The 16,438-nt window shown below is 71.6% G+C and carries 14 protein-coding genes and 1 pseudogene; 6 read left to right on the top strand and 9 right to left on the bottom strand.

All coding sequences use genetic code 11. The features are described 5' to 3' along the window. The 3 genes from ACFWOG_RS05555 to ACFWOG_RS05545 all read right to left on the bottom strand — a co-directional run. A partial coding sequence (locus ACFWOG_RS05555) for a serine hydrolase domain-containing protein (RefSeq protein ID WP_380355123.1) occupies positions 1 to 1,092 on the bottom strand: 1,092 nt, incomplete at its 3' end. Positions 1,093 to 1,394: 302 nt separating this feature from the next. Further along, positions 1,395 to 3,242, bottom strand: coding sequence for a hypothetical protein (locus ACFWOG_RS05550; protein WP_380355120.1), 1,848 nt, complete (start codon positions 3,240 to 3,242; stop codon positions 1,395 to 1,397). Positions 3,243 to 3,506: 264 nt separating this feature from the next. Then, positions 3,507 to 3,998: a hypothetical protein gene (locus tag ACFWOG_RS05545; protein ID WP_380355117.1), complete on the bottom strand. Its 492-nt coding sequence runs from the start codon at positions 3,996 to 3,998 to the stop codon at positions 3,507 to 3,509. Between the two features lie 215 nt (positions 3,999 to 4,213). On the opposite strand from ACFWOG_RS05545, the gene ACFWOG_RS05540 reads away from it, so the two are divergent. From ACFWOG_RS05540 to ACFWOG_RS05525, 4 genes are all read left to right on the top strand, one after another. Then, on the top strand, positions 4,214 to 5,032 hold the full coding sequence (locus ACFWOG_RS05540) for an SDR family NAD(P)-dependent oxidoreductase (protein ID WP_380355115.1): 819 nt from the start codon (positions 4,214 to 4,216) through the stop codon (positions 5,030 to 5,032). A gap of 114 nt (positions 5,033 to 5,146) precedes the next feature. Next, positions 5,147 to 6,166, top strand: a complete 1,020-nt coding sequence (locus ACFWOG_RS05535) for a helix-turn-helix transcriptional regulator (protein WP_380355113.1) — start codon at positions 5,147 to 5,149, stop codon at positions 6,164 to 6,166. A gap of 150 nt (positions 6,167 to 6,316) precedes the next feature. Further along, positions 6,317 to 6,700, top strand: coding sequence for a VOC family protein (locus ACFWOG_RS05530; protein WP_355405694.1), 384 nt, complete (start codon positions 6,317 to 6,319; stop codon positions 6,698 to 6,700). 257 nt (positions 6,701 to 6,957) lie between these two features. Further along, complete coding sequence (locus ACFWOG_RS05525; RefSeq protein ID WP_380355110.1) at positions 6,958 to 8,229, top strand: MFS transporter; 1,272 nt, start codon at positions 6,958 to 6,960, stop codon at positions 8,227 to 8,229. Between the two features lie 1,168 nt (positions 8,230 to 9,397). Here the strand turns inward: ACFWOG_RS05525 and ACFWOG_RS05520 are convergent. Next, positions 9,398 to 9,931 (bottom strand): DinB family protein, encoded by a 534-nt coding sequence (locus ACFWOG_RS05520; RefSeq protein WP_380355109.1) that lies wholly within the window; start codon positions 9,929 to 9,931, stop codon positions 9,398 to 9,400. Between the two features lie 218 nt (positions 9,932 to 10,149). Next, positions 10,150 to 10,671 carry a hypothetical protein gene (locus ACFWOG_RS05515; RefSeq protein ID WP_380355107.1) on the bottom strand — a complete coding sequence of 174 codons (522 nt, stop codon included), beginning with the start codon at positions 10,669 to 10,671 and terminating at the stop codon, positions 10,150 to 10,152. A gap of 150 nt (positions 10,672 to 10,821) precedes the next feature. Here ACFWOG_RS05515 and ACFWOG_RS05510 point away from each other — a divergent pair, with 150 nt between their 5' ends. Continuing rightward, positions 10,822 to 11,400 (top strand): GNAT family N-acetyltransferase, encoded by a 579-nt coding sequence (locus ACFWOG_RS05510; RefSeq protein WP_380355126.1) that lies wholly within the window; start codon positions 10,822 to 10,824, stop codon positions 11,398 to 11,400. Between the two features lie 15 nt (positions 11,401 to 11,415). Here ACFWOG_RS05510 and ACFWOG_RS05505 read toward each other — a convergent pair. Continuing rightward, a pseudogene (locus ACFWOG_RS05505) lies at positions 11,416 to 11,724 on the bottom strand (transposase); the annotation flags it as partial. A gap of 124 nt (positions 11,725 to 11,848) precedes the next feature. Beyond that, on the bottom strand, positions 11,849 to 12,187 hold the full coding sequence (locus ACFWOG_RS05500; protein WP_380355104.1) for a hypothetical protein: 339 nt from the start codon (positions 12,185 to 12,187) through the stop codon (positions 11,849 to 11,851). 562 nt (positions 12,188 to 12,749) lie between these two features. On the opposite strand from ACFWOG_RS05500, the gene ACFWOG_RS05495 reads away from it, so the two are divergent. Further along, entirely contained in the window at positions 12,750 to 13,127 is a 378-nt protein-coding gene (locus ACFWOG_RS05495; RefSeq protein ID WP_329948571.1) for a hypothetical protein, read from the top strand. 202 nt (positions 13,128 to 13,329) lie between these two features. On the opposite strand, the gene ACFWOG_RS05490 is transcribed toward ACFWOG_RS05495, so the two are convergent. Then, positions 13,330 to 14,595, bottom strand: a complete 1,266-nt coding sequence (locus ACFWOG_RS05490; RefSeq protein WP_380355101.1) for an arginine deiminase — start codon at positions 14,593 to 14,595, stop codon at positions 13,330 to 13,332. A 65-nt stretch (positions 14,596 to 14,660) separates the two neighbouring features. Further along, complete coding sequence (locus tag ACFWOG_RS05485) at positions 14,661 to 16,121, bottom strand: basic amino acid/polyamine antiporter (RefSeq protein ID WP_380355098.1); 1,461 nt, start codon at positions 16,119 to 16,121, stop codon at positions 14,661 to 14,663. Positions 16,122 to 16,438: the final 317 nt, after the last annotated feature.

Raw genomic sequence — 16,438 nt, 5'->3', positions numbered from 1 at the left:
GAACCAGTCGGCGTTGGCGTTGAACGCGACGGCGTGCCGGCCGTCCCGGGTGGTCAGCGCGAGGGTCGACGACCCGTGGATGCCGCCGTCGTGCCCCCAGACGGCGACCCCGCAGGACAGCGTCCCGCCGCCGATGCCGAGCCCGCCGGCGCCCTCCGTGGTGAGCATCTCGCCCAACTCGGCCGGCGGGAGCAGCCGTCCGCGCATCAGCGCGGAGAGGAAGCGGGTGAGGTCGTCGGTCGTGGAGATGATCTCCCCGGCGGCCCCGGCCATCGACGGGTTGAGTTCGGTCGTCTCCACGGGCGTCGGCGAGCCGCCGAACAGCTTCGAGTAGCCGCGCGCGTGCGGTCGTGGCACGGCGGTCGCGGTGCCGGGCACGCTGGTGCCGCCCAGCCCCAGCGGCCGGATGATCCGCCGCTCGATCTCCGTGCCGTACGGGCGTCCGGTCACCTCGGCGACGATCATCCCGGCCAGGACGTAGTTGGTGTTGGAGTACTCGCGCTTCGTCCCCGGCGCGAAGACGGGCGGGTGCGACACGGCGAGCCGCACCAGGTCCGCCGGTGTGTAGGTGTCGTAGCGGTGGCTCAGGAACTGCGGAGTGAACAGCACCGCCGCCATTCCGGGGTCGTCGTCGTAGGCGAACAGTCCGCTGGAGTGGTCGAGCAGTTGCCGGACGCTGATCGCCGAGCCGTCGTTCCCGTTCCCGCTCACCACCCCGGGCAGCCACGTCTCCACGGCGTCGTCGAGGTCGAGCCGCCCCTCCGCCTGGAGCTGGAGGAGGACGGTCGCGACGAACATCTTCGTCACGCTCCCGATCCGGAACCGCTCCCGGGCCGACCGCGGCTGCCCGGTCGCGGTGTCGGCCGTCCCGACCGCCACCGACCGGCTCCCGTGCGGACGGGTCGCCGTGGCGATCATCCCGGGCAATCCCTCGGTCCGCACGGCCGCCTCCATCGCGGCCACCGTCCCGTCGCGTTCCGGCCCGCCCCGTCCCGATCCGGCCGCCGCCGCGGGCAGGGCCGTTCCGAGCACCACCGCCGAGGCCGCCGTCGCAACGCCCACCCCGCGCCGAAGCGCGCTGTGCCGAGTCATGTGCATCTCTCCTGAGGTCCGTAGCCCTCGTCCCCCGCCCCTGAACACGTGGACGGCCCGCAGGGACCGGGGGTTCCTGCGGGCCGTCCGTCCGCGCGCAAACCGTCCCCGCGGACGACCCGCCCCGGAGGCGGGGCGTGCGGGAGACCCTTAGGGTCCGCAGCCCGACGACCGCTGACGGCCTCCGCCGTGTCCGCGGCCCCCGATGCCCCCGGCAGGGGGCTCCGGCTGCCCTCGGGGCGGTCTCGGGACTGCGCGTGCGGCACCCCCGGGACTGCCCTCGAAGCGTCCGCGGCGCTGCCTCAACGCTTGCGCCAAAGCGCCCAGTTCTGCTGGGTGTCGGTCCGGTCGACGTACCAGCCGGCGGGGTGCGCGGGCCAGTAGGCCTCGGGCTCCTGCCCCTGGCCGGGCAGGGGGGTGACGACCGCGGTGGCCGCCGGGGGGAGCGGCTGCCAGCGGGGGTCGAGGTACCAGACGCGGCCCCGGTAGACCTCGAAGGTCTGGGTGGTGCGCAGGGTCCATTCGAGGTCCCAGACGAAGACGACGCTGTCGTCGGGCTTCAGCCCCGCGCTGTGGGTGAAGCCGGTGGCCAGGGGCTTGCGCCAGGCCGAGTGCGGCTGGGAGACGCGTTCGGTGATCGTCGCGGTGGCGAACCCGGCGAACAGGACCAGCGAGACGCCGACCGCCCAGAAGGCCCTGCGGCCCCCGGCGGTCCGGATCAGGAGGACGGCGCAGAAGATGACGAGTGCGGCCGTGCTGGCCCGGACCATGGAGAGCCGGCCCCAGTCCGCGGTGAGGAACGACACGTCCGGCAGCGTCCAGAGCACGAAGCCCTGGGTCCGCAGCTTCGAGCCGGCCGAGCCGATCACCAGGACGGCGAGGAGCGCGATCAGCCCGGTCGTCGCCGCCGCGGACCTGCCGAGTGCGCGCCGGCCGCAGCGGGCGACGACCGCGACGCCCGTCACGAAGGCCGCCGGCACGAGGTAGGAGGTGTAGCGGGCGTAGACCCAGTTGTCGATGCGCCCGTCGTCCGGAAGGGCCGCGGCGGAGGCCAGGGCGGTGCCGACGAGGAGCGCCACCAGGACGCCGCCGGTGATGCGGTGCGGGAGCGGCGTGCGGCGGCTGAACACGGCGAACAGGCAGGCGACGACGGCCAGTCCGCCGATTCCCCAGGTGGAGACGGTGAAGTACCAGATCTGGCCGGCTGTCCTGGTGAGGGTCCGCTGGGTGGCCTCCGGGTCGGTGAGGCCCTTCCACAGGAAGCCGCCGACGTCGCTGTCCTCGACGGTGAACTGCGCGTGCAGCCAGCGGGCCAGCAACTCGGTGCCGAGCGCGCCGGCCCCCAGAGCCCCGAGGCCGGCGACGGCCGTGCGCCACGGAGCCTTGCGGAACAGCAGGACGCCGGCGAACACGGCGGCCGTCAGGGCGACGACCACGCCGCCGCGGTCGTGCGTGGCCATCGCGTAGGCGGCGGCGGCACCCGCCCCGGCGGCGTACCGGGTACGGCCGCGCGCCGGCCCGTCGGTGAGCCAGCCGTGCAGGCAGAGCAGCCAGGCGAGGATCAGCGCGGGCAGGACGGCGTCCGTGAGCGCGAACTGCGAGTAGAAGACCACCGGCGGCAGCAGCGCGGTGGCGGCGCCGAAGGCGTACGCGGCGCCGCGCTGCAGGCCGAGGCGCCGCAGGGCGGCGTAGGCGAGCGGGAGGACCAGCGCGCTGACCAGGGCGTTGATCCCGAGGACCAGGTGGTACGCCGTCACCGGGTCGTCGGCGATCCGCAGGGCGGGGGAGATCAGCAGCGCGTAGCCGCCGGGGATGACCACGCCGACCGGCATCTCGGTGGTGGGGCGGCCCGCGAGGACGCGTGCCAGGATCAGGTACGACTCCTCGTCCGGGTGGACCGACGGGTAGTCGAGGTGCCGGACGAGGACGAGCCGGAAGAGGACCTGGACGAGGTACCCGGCGGCCAGCGCGGCGGGCCAGAACCAGCGGCGGAGGCGGAGCACCGCCAACCGCCGTATCACCCGGTCCGCGAGTCCGGTCGGCGGTACGGCGGTGGGGGACCCGTCCCGGGTCTCCCGCGGCGCCTCGGCGGCGTCCGCCGTCCCTTCCGCTCCCGCGGTCCTCGCGGTGGGTGTGGTGACCTGCCCCATCGAACTCTGCTCCTCCCAGGCCGACCTGGCCGTATCCCGCTCCCCGGGGGTATGGCGGGTGCGTCGAACCGTAGCGCGGGCCTCTGCGGCCCACGTACGCAGGATGACTATATATGTCGTTCACCTGCATATGCGGATCGTGCGGATCCGGAAGGTGCGGCGGGCGGGACCGGCGGTCGGAGCCGCTCCCGAAGGGGCAGGGCGGAGTGCCCCGGAGCGGCGGCCGACGGATCACGGGCGGACGCCCGGCCCGTCACCCGTCGTTCATTCGCCCGTGATCCGGCGGCCGACGGCCCGCTGACCCCGCGCCAGCCACCGCACGGGCCAGTGCAGCAGCACGGCCAGGCAGAGCAGCCACCCGCCCGCGTGCACCGCCCAGACGCCCGCCATGGTGGGGCCGCCCCAGGCCTGGTGGTAGTCGCTGCCCAGGTACCAGACCGGGTAGCCGAAGTTCCGGACCGAGTTGAACAGCGCGTACCCGATCAGCGCGAAGGCCGCCACGTCCAGCGGGAGCCCGAGCGCGGCGCGGCCCAGCACCCGGCCGCCGGTCCACCCCCGGCCGCCGGAGAGCCGGCCCTGCCAGTGGGCGGCCCGCCCGGGCCGACCGGTCAGGGTCAGGGCGACCGCCGCCAGGCCCACCGGCAGCGCCAGGAAGGCGCCGGCCGCATTGCGGAGGGAACTGCTGAGGGCGGGGCGGAGAGCAGTGCGGAGGGCGCCGCTGGGGGCGGGGCGGACGGTACGGCGGATCGGGGACATCGGTGGGCTCCTCGCCCTCGTGCGGCTGATGTCCTCACCCTCCCGTCCCCGGGCTCCCGCCGTCGTGGCACCGGGGGGCCAACCCCGGTGTCGTACCCGGGTCCGACGTCACCCGTCCCGCGTCACCCCGTGTCCGGGTGGCGAGGGTGGTCCTGCCGGACCCGGGGTCGGATCGGGCCTGGTTGGGGCAGGCGGGTGGCCGCGAAGGTGGAGCCATGACCGAGAACGACGGATCCAGGACCAACCGCAACGACCACCGCACCCCCGGATCGGCCGGCGAATTCGACGGCAGGACCGTGCTGATCACCGGCGGGACCAGCGGCATGGGCCTCGCCACCGCCCGCCACCTCCTCGCCTCCGGCGCCGAGGTGGTGATCACCGGCCGTGACGAGGCCAGGCTGCGCCGGGCCGAAGCCGAACTGGCCTCCGGGGAAAGGGTGTTCGCCGTACGCGCCGACTCCGCGAAGCCGGCCGACCTGGCCCGCCTGGCCGACCTCGTGGGGGAGCGCCACGGGCGGCTGGACGGCGTCTTCGCCAACGCCGGCGTCGGCATCTTCGAGCTGCCGACCGACGTGACCGAGAAGTCCTTCGACCACACCGTCGACGTCAACTTCAAGGGCGTCTTCTTCACCGTCCAGCACGCGCTGCCGCTGCTGGAGGCCGCCGGCGGCGGGTCCGTCGTCCTGAACGCCTCCTGGACGCTCCACCGCGGCCTGCCCAACGCCCCGGTGTACGCGGCGACCAAGGCGGCCGTCCACAACCTGGCCCGCACCCTGGGCAGCGAGTTCGCCGGGCGCGGCATCCGGGTCAACTCGGTGAGCCCGGGCTACATCGTCACCGAGATGTTCGACGCGGTCATCACCGAACAGTCCGCGAAGGACGCCGTGCTGGCGCAGGTGCCGCTGGGCCGGCTGGGCGAGGCCGAGGACATCGCGGAGACGGTGGCCTTCCTGCTCTCGTCCCGTTCCTCCTACATCACCGGGCAGGACTTCGTGGTGGACGGCGGCGTGGTGGCGGTCGCCGGCAGTTGGTGACGCCGCTGCCGGGGGCGGCCCGGGCCGCGTGCGCGCCGGGGAGGCCCGACCCCTCCCTCAGCCTGGTTCCGGCAGGACCAGGCTGAGGGAGCCCCGAGCAGAGAGAATCGTCCTATGAGCAGCACAGCGATCAGCCTCAACGAGTTCCTGCGGACCCGACGCTCCCGGCTCCGGCCCGAGGACGTCGACCTGCCGGACTACGGCGGTCGCCGCCGGGTGTCGGGGCTGCGCCGCGAGGAACTCGCCCAGCTCGCCGGCGTGAGCGTCGACTACTACACCCGGCTCGAACAGGGGCGGGTGGGCAACCCCTCGGACGCCGTGCTCGACGCCGTCGCCCGCGCGCTGCGGCTCGACCCGGAGGAGGCCCGGCACCTGCACCGGCTCGCCCGCACCGCGCCGGGTGGCGGCAGCGGTCGGGCGTCGGCGGCCAGGGCGTCGGCGGCCCGGGCCGCCGCGGCGCCGCAGCGGGTCCGGCCGACGCTCGCCCGGCTGCTCGACGCCATGATCGACGTGCCGGCCGTGGTGATGGGCCGGCGCATGGACATCCTGGCCTGGAACCGCGCCGCCGTGGCCCTGTTCGGCGACTACGGCGCACTCGACCCGGCCGAGCGGAACATCGCCCGCATCACCTACCTCGATCCGGCCTCGCGCGAGCTGTACGAGGACTGGGTCGGCTGCGCGCGGGAGAACGCCGCCTTCCTGCACCTGGAGGCCGGGCGCCGGCCGGACGACCCCAGGCTCGCCGAGCTGATCGGCGAACTGTCCATGCGCAGTCCGGAGTTCCGCCAGTGGTGGGCCGAGCACCCGGTCCGCGACAAGACGTCCGGCAGGAAGGGGTTCCGGCACCCGCTGGTCGGGCGGATGGAACTGGTCTACGAGACGCTGCGCTCGGCGGACGACCCGGACCAGGCCCTGGTCACGTACACGGCCGAGCGCGGCAGCCCGTCGGACGACGCCCTGCGGATGCTGATCGCCTGGAACGCCGACCGGGAGACGGTGCAGGACCGCGACCGCTCCCCGAACCCGGAGCGGGCCCGTGGCGGGGCCCCGTTCGCCGACCGCGCCGCTCCCCGCTCCGCCGACCGTGCCCCGGGCCTGGCTCGGCCCGACGGCGGCACCGGGCCGGCGGCGTAGGTCAGGAACCGCGTGACCGGTCGGTCGGTCCGGTCCGGCCCGGTCACGCGGTCTCCGAACGGCACCCCACGCACCCCAAAGTGCGCTCTTCTGCGGGGGAGTTCACCCGCATACGGTGATCCGGTAACCGACAGCTACCAGGGATCGCCGATGACCATCCTCAAGACCTACGCCCGCCTCTGGTCCGACGGCCTCGACCAGGCCCTCCCCCTCCTGCGCACCCTGACCGGCGCCGAACCCGACCTGCTCTTCCGCTTCCACGAGATCGAACTGGCCGCCATCGGCGACTTCCTGGTCATCGCCGGACCGCCCGCCGAACGGGCCAAGTACGCGCACGCCTCGGCGACGGTCGTGGTCTCCGACCTCGACGAGCTCAGCGACACGCTGACCGCCGCCGGGGCCGTCGTCACCACGCCGGAGACCGCCTCCCCGACCGGTCGCTTCCTCTACGCCCGGCACGTGGACGGTGCCGAGGTCGAGTACGTGGAGTGGGTGCCGGACCTGGTCCGCCGGATCGTCCACCGCGAACCCTGAGGCCGTCCCGCCGCCTCGAACCGACGCATCGTCAGACGGCTTGATCGGGAGAGGCCGTGACGGAGCGATTCGGCGCCGTGGTCACACCGGCCCCGCGGGAATATCTCAGTTGCAGGCGTCACGTTTCCGACTGATCCTTTTCCCATTCGACGGACAAGGGGAGGGCGACGTGGCGCTGATTCCGTTCCCGGCGTGCCAGGACACCGACGAGGAGCCGCTCGCCCGGATGCGCACGCACGGACGGGAGCATCCTGCTCGTGATCGATGAGTTCACGACGAAGGCCACCTACGGCCAGGTCTTCGCGGTCACCCGGTTCCGTGCCGTCTTCGCCGGTCGGCTGCTCGGCGTCCTGTCGGACACGCTGCGGTCCGTCGCACTGGCGGTGCTGGTGTTCGACCGGACCGCATCGCCGTTGCTGACGGCGATGACGATGACGATCGGCTTCCTCCCCCAGGCCGTGGGCGGCCTGTTCCTCGCCGCGATGGCGGACCGGTTCTCGCCGCGGACCCTCATCAGCACGGGTTACGCACTCCAGTGCGCGGTCGGGCTGGTGCTCGCGTTCGGCCACCTCCCGGTCGCGGCGGCCCTGGCGCTCGTCGCGGCCGTGGCCTGCCTGACACCCGTCACCACCGGGGCCGCGGGCCGCGTCCTGGCGGAGATCCTCACCGGCGACACCTACGTGCTGGGGCGTTCGCTGTCCTACCTCGTCGCGGTCTCGGCGCAGATGGTGGGCATGGCCGCCGGCGGGGCGCTGGTCGTGTGGCTGGGTGTGGAGCGGACGATGCTGGTCACCGCAGGGGCGCACCTGATCGCGTCGGTGATCAGCCGCCTGTACCTGTCGGGACCGAAGGCGGTCCGCACGGGCGAGTCCACGGCGGGCGGGTCGGCAGCGGCCGGGTCGGCGGCGGTGGGCGGATCGTTGGTGGCCGGCGGGTCGATCGTGCGGAGGACCCTGCAGGGCAACGCCGCGCTCGTCGCCGCGCCCGGGGTCCTCAAGCTGATCATGGTCCAGTGCCTGCCCGCCGCGTACCTGGCCGCGGCGGGGAGCCTGCTCATCCCGTACGCCGCGCAGCGCGAGTTCGGCCCGACGGAGACCGGCACCCTCCTGGCCGCCACGTCCGTCGGCATGCTCATCGGCGACGTCGTCGTCGGGCGGGCGTTCGCGCCCGCCACCCGGGAACGACTCGTCCTGCCCCTGCTGCTGGTGATGGGCGCGCCCCCGGTCACGCTCGTGCTGGACCTGCCGTATCCGGCGGTCGCCGCCGCGTACGTGATCACCGGCGTGGGGTCCGCCTACCTGCTCGGCCTTCAGCGGCGCTTCCTGGAGGCGGTCCCGTCCCACCTCCAGGGACAGAGTTTCGCCCTGCTCAACACCACCACCATGACCATCCAGGGGGTCGGACCCCTGGTCTTCGGCGTCTTCGCGGAGTTCCTCCCGGTCGGCCTCGCCATCGCCCTGACCGGGGTGAGCAGTGTGACCACCACCCTCCTCCTGCGCTCCGCGATCCGCCCACGCCCGTCCGGCTGATCACCGTGTCACGGGGACTTCGACGCGCCGCCGCCGGTGACCGCCTCGGCATTCCTGAGCGCGGTGTCGATGGACTTCCTGACCAGTTGCAGGTGCTGCAGGTTCGTCCGGACCTCCGCATCCTGGTACTGCGCAGCGTTGGTGTTCCGCGGCTCCGGGGTCAGGTTTCCGCGGGTGCCGCGCTTGAAGTACTGGCTGATGCCGTAGCCGCCCGGGCTGTAGTGATCGTCAGGCTGTAGGTGGTGTTGTTGTTGATGATCGAGGCCGCGTTGTTCCTGACGTACTGGCCGTTTCCGGCGCCACCGCCCCCGAAGGTGTAGGCGGAGTCGTCCTGGTAGGTCTCGTAGCCCTGGCTGGTGCCGGAACCGTCGCCGAAGAAGCGCCCTGGAAGTTGGGGCTGTAGTACAGGCAGGCGTCGTAGCTGGCGCAGTATCCACTCGACGCGGCTGCGGGAGATGCGGAGACGACGCCGAGGCCGAGTGCGGCTATCGACATCACACCGGCGGCGACCTTCGTGCGGATGGTCATGGGAAATCCCCTTGTCAGTTGATCGATGGGTGTGCAAAGCGGGGGGGCTTGGTCGGCGCATCGGTGATGTGCTCTCCATTCGAACCCCACGGAATCCCCGGGCGCTGGAATCAAGCGGACTGTCGATACTCAGGTGACTGAGCGTCAAGCTCGCATTCCGTAGAGCTGTTGACCTGATGGGGCCGAATTGTCGGGCCGGGCCGATCGGGCGACAGGTGGGCGGAGTCCCGCAGATGAATTCCCGGAGTCCCTGACCGGTGCGGACCGTGCGGGGTTCGCCGTCCGAAGGGTCGCCGCCGGACCGGCCGGGTTCGGGTCGTGAGCCTGCCGGGCCGTCCGCGGCCTGTGCGCGGGCGTGCCGCGGCGGTCAGTCCGAGAGGGAGACGGATCCAGGATCACTCAGCGGCGGAACCGGAGTTGTACCCGTTGCTGCGAAGTGTCACGGCACTTCGTGATGCAGTCATGTCAATTCCCCCGTCCGACGCCCATGCTTCGTGACGAAGGTGGAAATCCCGTTGCGACACCCCCGTTTCACGTCATGATCAAGAATGCAGACACATCCGGGGAGCCGGAAGCTCTCATTCCGGAGGGTGGACGGTGGATGCTTGCCGAGGGCGCCGGGGCCGGCCCGGCCGGCCGGTCACTCCCCGCGGGCGCCGTCGGCCAACTCCCGGAGCACGTCCATGTGGCCGACGTGACGGGCCGTCTCCTGGATCACGTGACCGAGCAGCCACCGCACGGTGTAGTCCTTTCCGTCGACGCTCCGGGCCGCGCGGTCGTCCGCGGTCCTGTGGGCCAGCGCCCGTTCGGACCGGAGCCACTCCTCCCGGTAGGCGGCGACCAGACCGGACGGGGTGTCGCGACCGTCCAGCCGCCATTCCGCGTGGACGTCCTCCTTCACCCACAGCGAGGGCAGGTCCGATCCGCCGCCGACGATCGACAGCCAGAAGCGCTCCACCGCGGTGAGGTGCCTGACGATGCCGCCCAGGCTCATGAACGGCGACGTCGGGAGCGGGGTGGCGGCGGCGAGGGTTGCGTCCAGGCCCGCGACCTTGTTGACGACCGTGGTGCGGAGGAAGGACAGGAACTCCCACTGCAGGCGGAGTTCGTCATCGGCCACCGTCGACGGCCAACGGCGCTCCAGGGAGCCGGCCACCGGGTTCTGGTTCGACATGCGGGCAGTGTAGGCGCCCGGAAGAGGGTCTCGCGGGGGAAGGGCGGCTGCCGCCCGTCGGGGCGCCCCGACCGACTCGCCGGATGTGATGTCACCATGGAGGGAGCGCATATGACGCCCAACCACCTTGGACGAAGAGCGCCTTCAAGCAGTGGGGGCCAACCGTGGAGGATCCCGCTGCGGGCGTCGTCGCGGGTGGGCGTCGTCGGGGGTGGGCGTCATCGCGGGTGGGCGTGGAGGGACGGGCCGAAGTAGGTGCCGAAGAACCGGTGTGACCAGCTGCCCCGCTGAACGTGACAGGGCAGCCGACTGGGGCCGTCGTAGTCGCTCTCCATCAACTCCTCGGGAACCACCACGTAGCCGAGGTCGACCAGGGCCCGGGTCGTCGTGGCGAGATCGGCGTCGTCCAGCTCTCCTTCGGCCCGGGCGTCCTCCGTCCCGAGGAAGGCCCCCGGGTTCTCGGCGCAGATCACGGCCAGGGAGCCGAAGTTGCTGAGGCAGACGACGATCCGGGTCCCGCACACCGTCGCCCCGCCCGGCACGACGACCCGGCCGAACTCGCTGGAGTCCTGGGTGGTCCCGGCCTCGCACCGGGTCGCGAAGTCACCGTCGAGCCGGGTCACCAGCTCGCCCAGCCGGGCCGCCAGCGCGGCTCGGTCGTAGTGCTGCGGCCACTCCAGCCAGTCCGGGTCGTCGAGTTCGCGCAGCAGGGCCCGTAGATCCGCTTCGTTCTCCGTCATGCGGTCATTCTGGCGGACTGGGCGGTGGACGGCGGGCCGCGCATCGGGGCAGGCTCGTCCGCAGAGGTCCCGGACCGCTACCGGGGCCCTCTGCCCGTGTGACCTCACCGACCCCGTGCACCCCACCGAGCGCCGGACCGACGGCACTTGGTGCTCAGTCTCCTGGAGATCTTCATGCCGCTGCCCGCCTCGCCCGTGCTGCTGACCGGAAACGACCTCGTCCTGCGGGAGTGGGCGCACGCGGACCTGCCGGCCATGGTCGAGCTGTTCGACGATCCCGACGTCGCCGCCCGCACCACGCTCCGCTCGCCCTTCGACCTGGACGCGGCGCGCGAGTACCTGGAAACGATCGACCGGAGCCGGGCCGAAGGGCAACGCCTTCATCTCGCGATCACGGCCGACGGCCACCAGCCCCTGGGGGCAGTGCATCTCAACCTCTCCCGGGGCACCATGGGCTACGCCGTCGGCAGCGCCCACCGCGGACGGGGTCTGGCCCTGCGAGCCATGCGGCTCCTGACCGACTACGCCCACCAGGTCCTTCAACTTCCCCGGCTGCTGCTGGAGATCGAGAGCGACAACGCCCCCAGCATCGCCGTCGCCCGGGCCCTGGACTTCCGTCCCACCGGCGACGATCCGGAGCGCGTGCAGGGGAACGGCCGGACCTACTCCTGGCACACCTGGGCCCATGGCGCACCCGCCATCCGCCGGCCGCCGATCCGCAAGCCTTAGGACCTGTCTCGTGGATCATGTTCTTGCCCACATGGCGATAGAAGCGACGGTGACGGCGGCTTCGAAGTGGACAGCGAGTTTGTCCGTGCGCATCGCTACTCCCCGCCATTGCTTCAGCCGGGCGATGCCCCGTTCGACGGTGTTGCGGTTCTTGTAGCCCTCGGGGTCGAACGCGGGCGAGCGGCCGCCCGCGCGCCCGCGGCGCTTGCGGTTGGCGACCTGGTCGGACGGTTCGGGGATGAGTGCCCTGATGCCGCGATTTCGTAGGTGGGTGCGGATGGCCCGGGAGGGGGCAGAGCTTCGATCTTCTCCCACGCCGGGTCGGCCGGCCATTCGTGTCGTTTCACGCAGTGACAACGGCGCCGGAGATCAATGGGCACCGGGAACCGGTAGCCGTCGGTGCCCGCCTGCTGGAGACGGGCACCGACGAGCACGTGCCGTTGCCCGGTCAGGAGAAGACGACAGAACGGATCTTGGTGTCCTCCCCGAGCTCCTTGCCGGGGTCCATGGCGGTGTAGGTGTCACCGTTGCAGTCGGTTTCGAGGAACACGGTGGCGGTGGAGACGGTGTAGTTCTGGGGCGAGTTGCCCGGGGCTTCTTCGGTGGTGGCCGGCAGGTTGATGCACACGCCGCTCGTCTGGTCGCTGATGCCGGCTTTTTCACCCGTGCTGGTCTTGTAGAAGAAGTCGCCGGTGGTGGCGTGGGCCGAGGACGACATGGTCACGGCCACGGCCACGGCCACGAGTAGCGCGCCGATGGGCGTGCCGAGGGTCCGGTGAAGACGCATGAGGAGGTGGTCCTTCTGAGCAGGGAACTGTTCGGCCCGAATGTGCCCGCTCTCCATCCCCTCCCAACCCGCGCCCAACCTGGTTGCCCCGGTTGGAGCAGTGACGAATCGATTCTGCCGATGCCGTCCGGTTCCACCCGTACGGGCAGCTGTGCAGCACCCCGGGCATCCGCGGTCGGGCCGTCGCCGTTCTCCCTTGATCCACGAGACAGGTCCTAGCCACGTGTCGGGGTGCGATCCGGTAAGCCGTCTCGCGGGGCACCGAATCACCTGATCGACACCGAAGGGGAGTTCATCGGACCGTATCTGCCGATCGGCGAGTGCGGCCGGTACCCCGAACGACTGCGGCAGCCATTCGAGCACGTGGTAAGGCAGTTCAGTACGGGCTCCTCGGCAGCGGCCTGGTGGGATCCACCCGCCCCACGCAGACCAGTCGGCCGAGTTGGTTCAACTGGCCCTCCAGTCAAGTGAGTTCGTTGTCCAATTGGCCTTTTTTCCTCTTCCCGAGCGTTGTGCCGGTGGATAGCGTGCCACAGCACGTCACCAACGGAGAGGTCGTCTGATGAACATCCGTAAGAAGATCGCCACGCTGACTGCCGCGGTCCCCCTGCTGGTCGGTGTGTCGGTGGCGACCGCGCCCACCGCGTCAGCCACGGAGAGCTGCACCGGCGGGTACGTCTGCATCTACCAGGGCGACATCGCGGACGGCAGCGGCAATCACCCACTGGTGTACAGGTTCTACGAATACGGGACCTACAACGTGTACAACCTCGTTGGGGAGTACACCGTGAAGAACTGCCAGACAGGCGGCGCGGGGGTCACGGGCTACACCGGGTGGAACGCCGGGGGAGGCATTGCCTGGTCCATCCCCGTCAACAACTGTGCGGGGGGCCTCTGGGTGAACCTCACGTCGACGTACTCCGTCAGGCTGTACCCGTGATCGCACGTCTTCACGAAGCGCGTGAGTCGGCGCGAGCTCACGTGCACGGGCGGCCTACGGGGGCCGCATCGGCCGAGAGGAACAGGTGCTCCGTTCCGTGAGGCCGGGGACACGGCCTGCGGGTGTGTTCGTGTGCGATGCCCTCGGTGGCGAGGGCGTCGCACCGGGCGTGTGACCCGGCACAGAAGCCTTGTCGGTACACCTAGTAGTCGACCGGTTCGCGGATGACGGGGCAGGTCATGCAGTGGCCGCCGCCGCGGCCCCGGCCGAGTTCGGCGCCGACGATGGTGATGACCTCGACACCGGCCTTGCGCAGCAGCGTGTTGGTGAGGGTGTTGCGGTCGTAGGTGAAGACCACGCCGGGTTCGAGGGCGACGGCGTTGTTGCCGCTGTCCCACTGCTGGCGCTCGGAGGCGTACACGTCGCCGCCCGTCTCGATGACGCGCAGCCGGACGCCGAGGGCCTCGCCGACGACGTCGGTGAAGCTCCGGGAGCCCTCGTCGGTGATGTCGATGCCGACGGCGTTGTCCCCGGGGCGCAGCGTGAAGGCGTGGACGGCGTTCATGATGGTCGGGTAGAGCGTGACGATGTCGCGGTCGGCGAACGTGAAGACCGTGTCGAGGTGCATGGCGGCGCGGAGTCTCGGCATGCCGGCGACGATGACCCGCTCCGCCGCGCCCTGGGCGAAGAGCGCACTGGCGACCTGGGTGATGGCCTGGCGGGAGGTCCGTTCGGACATGCCCATCAGGACCACGCCGTTCCCGACCGGCATGATGTCGCCGCCCTCGAAGGTCGCCTGGCCCCACTCCCGTTCGGGGTCGCCCCACCAGACGGTGGAGCCGGTGAACTCCGGGTGGTACCGGTAGACCGCCTTCATGAGCAGGGTCTCGTCGTGCCGGGCGGGCCAGTAGAGGGGGTTGAGGGTGAGCCCGCCGTAGAGCCAGCACGTGGTGTCGCGGGTGTAGAGGGTGTTGGGGAGCGGCGGCATGAGGTACTCGCGGGTGCCGGTCGACTCGCGGGCCAGACCGATGTACCCGGAGCGGTAGTCGTCCGGGAGGTCGCCGGTGGCCAGTCCGCCGATCAGGAACTCGGCCAGTTCCTTCGGGGCCAGGGTCTCCAGGTAGCCGCGGGTGCCGTCGACCAGCCCGAGTCCGACCTCGTTGGGGGTGATCTTCCGGTCGAGCAGCCAGTCCCGGGCGCCCGGCACGATCAGGGTCTGGGCGAGCAGGTCGTGCAGTTCGACGACGTCGACGCCGCGTTGGGTCAGCTTGTTGACGAAGTCGGCGTGGTCGCGCTGGGCGTTCTCGACCCACATGACGTCGTCGAAGAGCAGGTCGTCGGAGTTGGTCGGGGTGAGGCGGCGGTGGGCCAGGCCGGGCCGGCAGACCAGGACCTTGCGCAGGCGGCCGACCTCGGAGTGGACGCCGTAGCCGTGGGCCGGGCTGGAGGCGGTGTCGTTCACGGTCACGGGGGGCCTTTCGGTGACGGGACGGGCGAGGGGCAGACGGCGGACGCGCGCGGGCGCGGAAGGGTTCAGATGGTGATCCACCCGGCGGCCAGGGCGGTGATCCCGGCGACGGCACCCGCGATCGAGGCGGCGAGGATGACGAGTTCGCGCGGGGAGAAGAGGCGTCGCCCCTGCTCCCGGCGGGCCATCACGAACAGGACCGTGGCCGGCGCGTAGACGATGAAGGAGACCAGGACGAACTTGAGCCCGGCCGCGTAGAGCAGGAACGCGGTGTACACGGTGGCCAGCACGCCGACCGTGAGCTCCCGCCCGCGCGAGCGGGTGCCCGGGGCCGAGCGGTGGGCGATCTTGGCGGCGTACGCGGCGGCGAGCAGGTACGGGATGAGGCTGAGCGCGCTGGTCAGGTCGAGGGCGAAGTTGAACGCGTCGTCGGAGAGCAGGGTCACGAAGAGGACGACCTGCGACAGCACGGTGGTCATCAGCAGGGCGGGCACGGGGACGTCGGAGGCGTTGGTGCGGCGCAGGAACCGCGGCATGTCCTTGTCCTTCGCCGCGACGAGCAGGACCTCGGCGGCCATCAGGGTCCAGGCCAGGTACGCGCCCAGCACCGAGACGATGAGGCCCACGCTGACCATGACCTTGCCCCAGGTGCCGACCGCGGCCTCCAGGACGCCGGCCATCGACGGCTGGCGCAGCTCGGCGATCTCGGCCATGGGCAACAGGCCGTAGGAGACGATGGTGACGGAGGCGAAGATCGAGAAGACGCTCAGGAAGCCCAGCACGGTGGCCCGTCCGACGTCCTCGCGCCGCTTGGCGTGGCGGGAGTAGACGCTGGCGCCCTCCACCCCCAGGAAGACGAAGACCGTGGCGAGCATGGTGCCCCGAACCTGCTGGAACAGGGAGCCCGCGTAGTCGGCGCCGCGGAAGTTCTCGGCGAAGACGTCCGTGTCCAGGGAGAACAGGGCCAGCAGGATGAAGACCAGGATCGGGACCAGCTTGGCGACCGTGACGACCCGGTTGATCGTCGCCGCCTCCTTCACGCCCCGTCTGATCAGGAGGAAGAACAGCCAGAGCCCGGCCGAGGAGCAGACCGCGGCCAGGAGGGTGTCACCGTCGCCGAGCGCGGGGGCGATCGCGCCGATCGTCGACATGATCAGCACCCAGTACGTCACGTTGCCCACGCACGCGCTGGCCCAGTAGCCGAACGCGGAGAAGAAGCCGAGGTACTCGCCGAATCCGGCCTTGGCGTAGGCGTAGACGCCGGCGTCGAGGTCGGGCTTGCGGACGGCGAGGGTCTGGAAGACGAGGGCGAGCATCAGCATGCCCGTGCCCGCGATCGCCCACGCGATCAGCGCTCCGGCGACGCCGGTCTCCTGCGCGAAGCGGCTGGGGAGCGAGAAGACGCCCGCACCGACCATCGAGCCGACGACCATGGCGGTCAGGGTCGGGAGCGTGACCTTCGCGGTCGATCCCGGCCGGGCGGCGAGGTCGGCGCCCTCCGGGGGCCCGCCGTCGTCCTTCCGCATGCCACCTCCGTTTCGTACGGTCCGGCCGCCCTGCCGGCGGGCCGGTTCGGTTCCGGTCGCGGTCCGGCGGGTCGGGCCCGGTCCGGTCCTGGTCCGGTCAGGCGGGTCGGGGACCGGCCTCTGGCGAGACGGTTACCGGATCATTTGTTCATATACGTCCGCTTGCGGCGAGCGGCGGACGCCGCGTCCCGAGGCTTCCGAGGAGGCCCGCGGCCGGATGGCGGACGCCGTTCGGCACTGGTCAGCCCGGTTCCGCGGTCCCCGCACCGGCTGACCGGCGGGCGACGGAGGCGCCGTCCGCCGCCTCGTCCGAACGG

It is taken from the genome of Kitasatospora sp. NPDC058406, assembly GCF_042722765.1.
Lineage (GTDB): Bacteria > Actinomycetota > Actinomycetes > Streptomycetales > Streptomycetaceae > Kitasatospora.
This window is presented reverse-complemented; position numbering and strand designations above follow the sequence as displayed.

What these genes read in the sequence shown, in the direction of transcription:
- ACFWOG_RS05520 (WP_380355109.1), bottom strand. Translation starts at nt 9,931, where the DNA reads ATGTCGAACCAGAACCCGGTGGCCGGCTCCCTGGAGCGCCGTTGGCCG.
- ACFWOG_RS05550 (WP_380355120.1), bottom strand. Translation starts at nt 3,242, where the DNA reads ATGGGGCAGGTCACCACACCCACCGCGAGGACCGCGGGAGCGGAAGGG.
- ACFWOG_RS05545 (WP_380355117.1), bottom strand. Translation starts at nt 3,998, where the DNA reads ATGTCCCCGATCCGCCGTACCGTCCGCCCCGCCCCCAGCGGCGCCCTC.
- ACFWOG_RS05495 (WP_329948571.1), top strand. Translation starts at nt 12,750, where the DNA reads ATGAACATCCGTAAGAAGATCGCCACGCTGACTGCCGCGGTCCCCCTG.
- ACFWOG_RS05515 (WP_380355107.1), bottom strand. Translation starts at nt 10,671, where the DNA reads ATGACGGAGAACGAAGCGGATCTACGGGCCCTGCTGCGCGAACTCGAC.
- ACFWOG_RS05540 (WP_380355115.1), top strand. Translation starts at nt 4,214, where the DNA reads ATGACCGAGAACGACGGATCCAGGACCAACCGCAACGACCACCGCACC.
- ACFWOG_RS05500 (WP_380355104.1), bottom strand. Translation starts at nt 12,187, where the DNA reads ATGCGTCTTCACCGGACCCTCGGCACGCCCATCGGCGCGCTACTCGTG.
- ACFWOG_RS05530 (WP_355405694.1), top strand. Translation starts at nt 6,317, where the DNA reads ATGACCATCCTCAAGACCTACGCCCGCCTCTGGTCCGACGGCCTCGAC.
- ACFWOG_RS05535 (WP_380355113.1), top strand. Translation starts at nt 5,147, where the DNA reads ATGAGCAGCACAGCGATCAGCCTCAACGAGTTCCTGCGGACCCGACGC.
- ACFWOG_RS05485 (WP_380355098.1), bottom strand. Translation starts at nt 16,121, where the DNA reads ATGCGGAAGGACGACGGCGGGCCCCCGGAGGGCGCCGACCTCGCCGCC.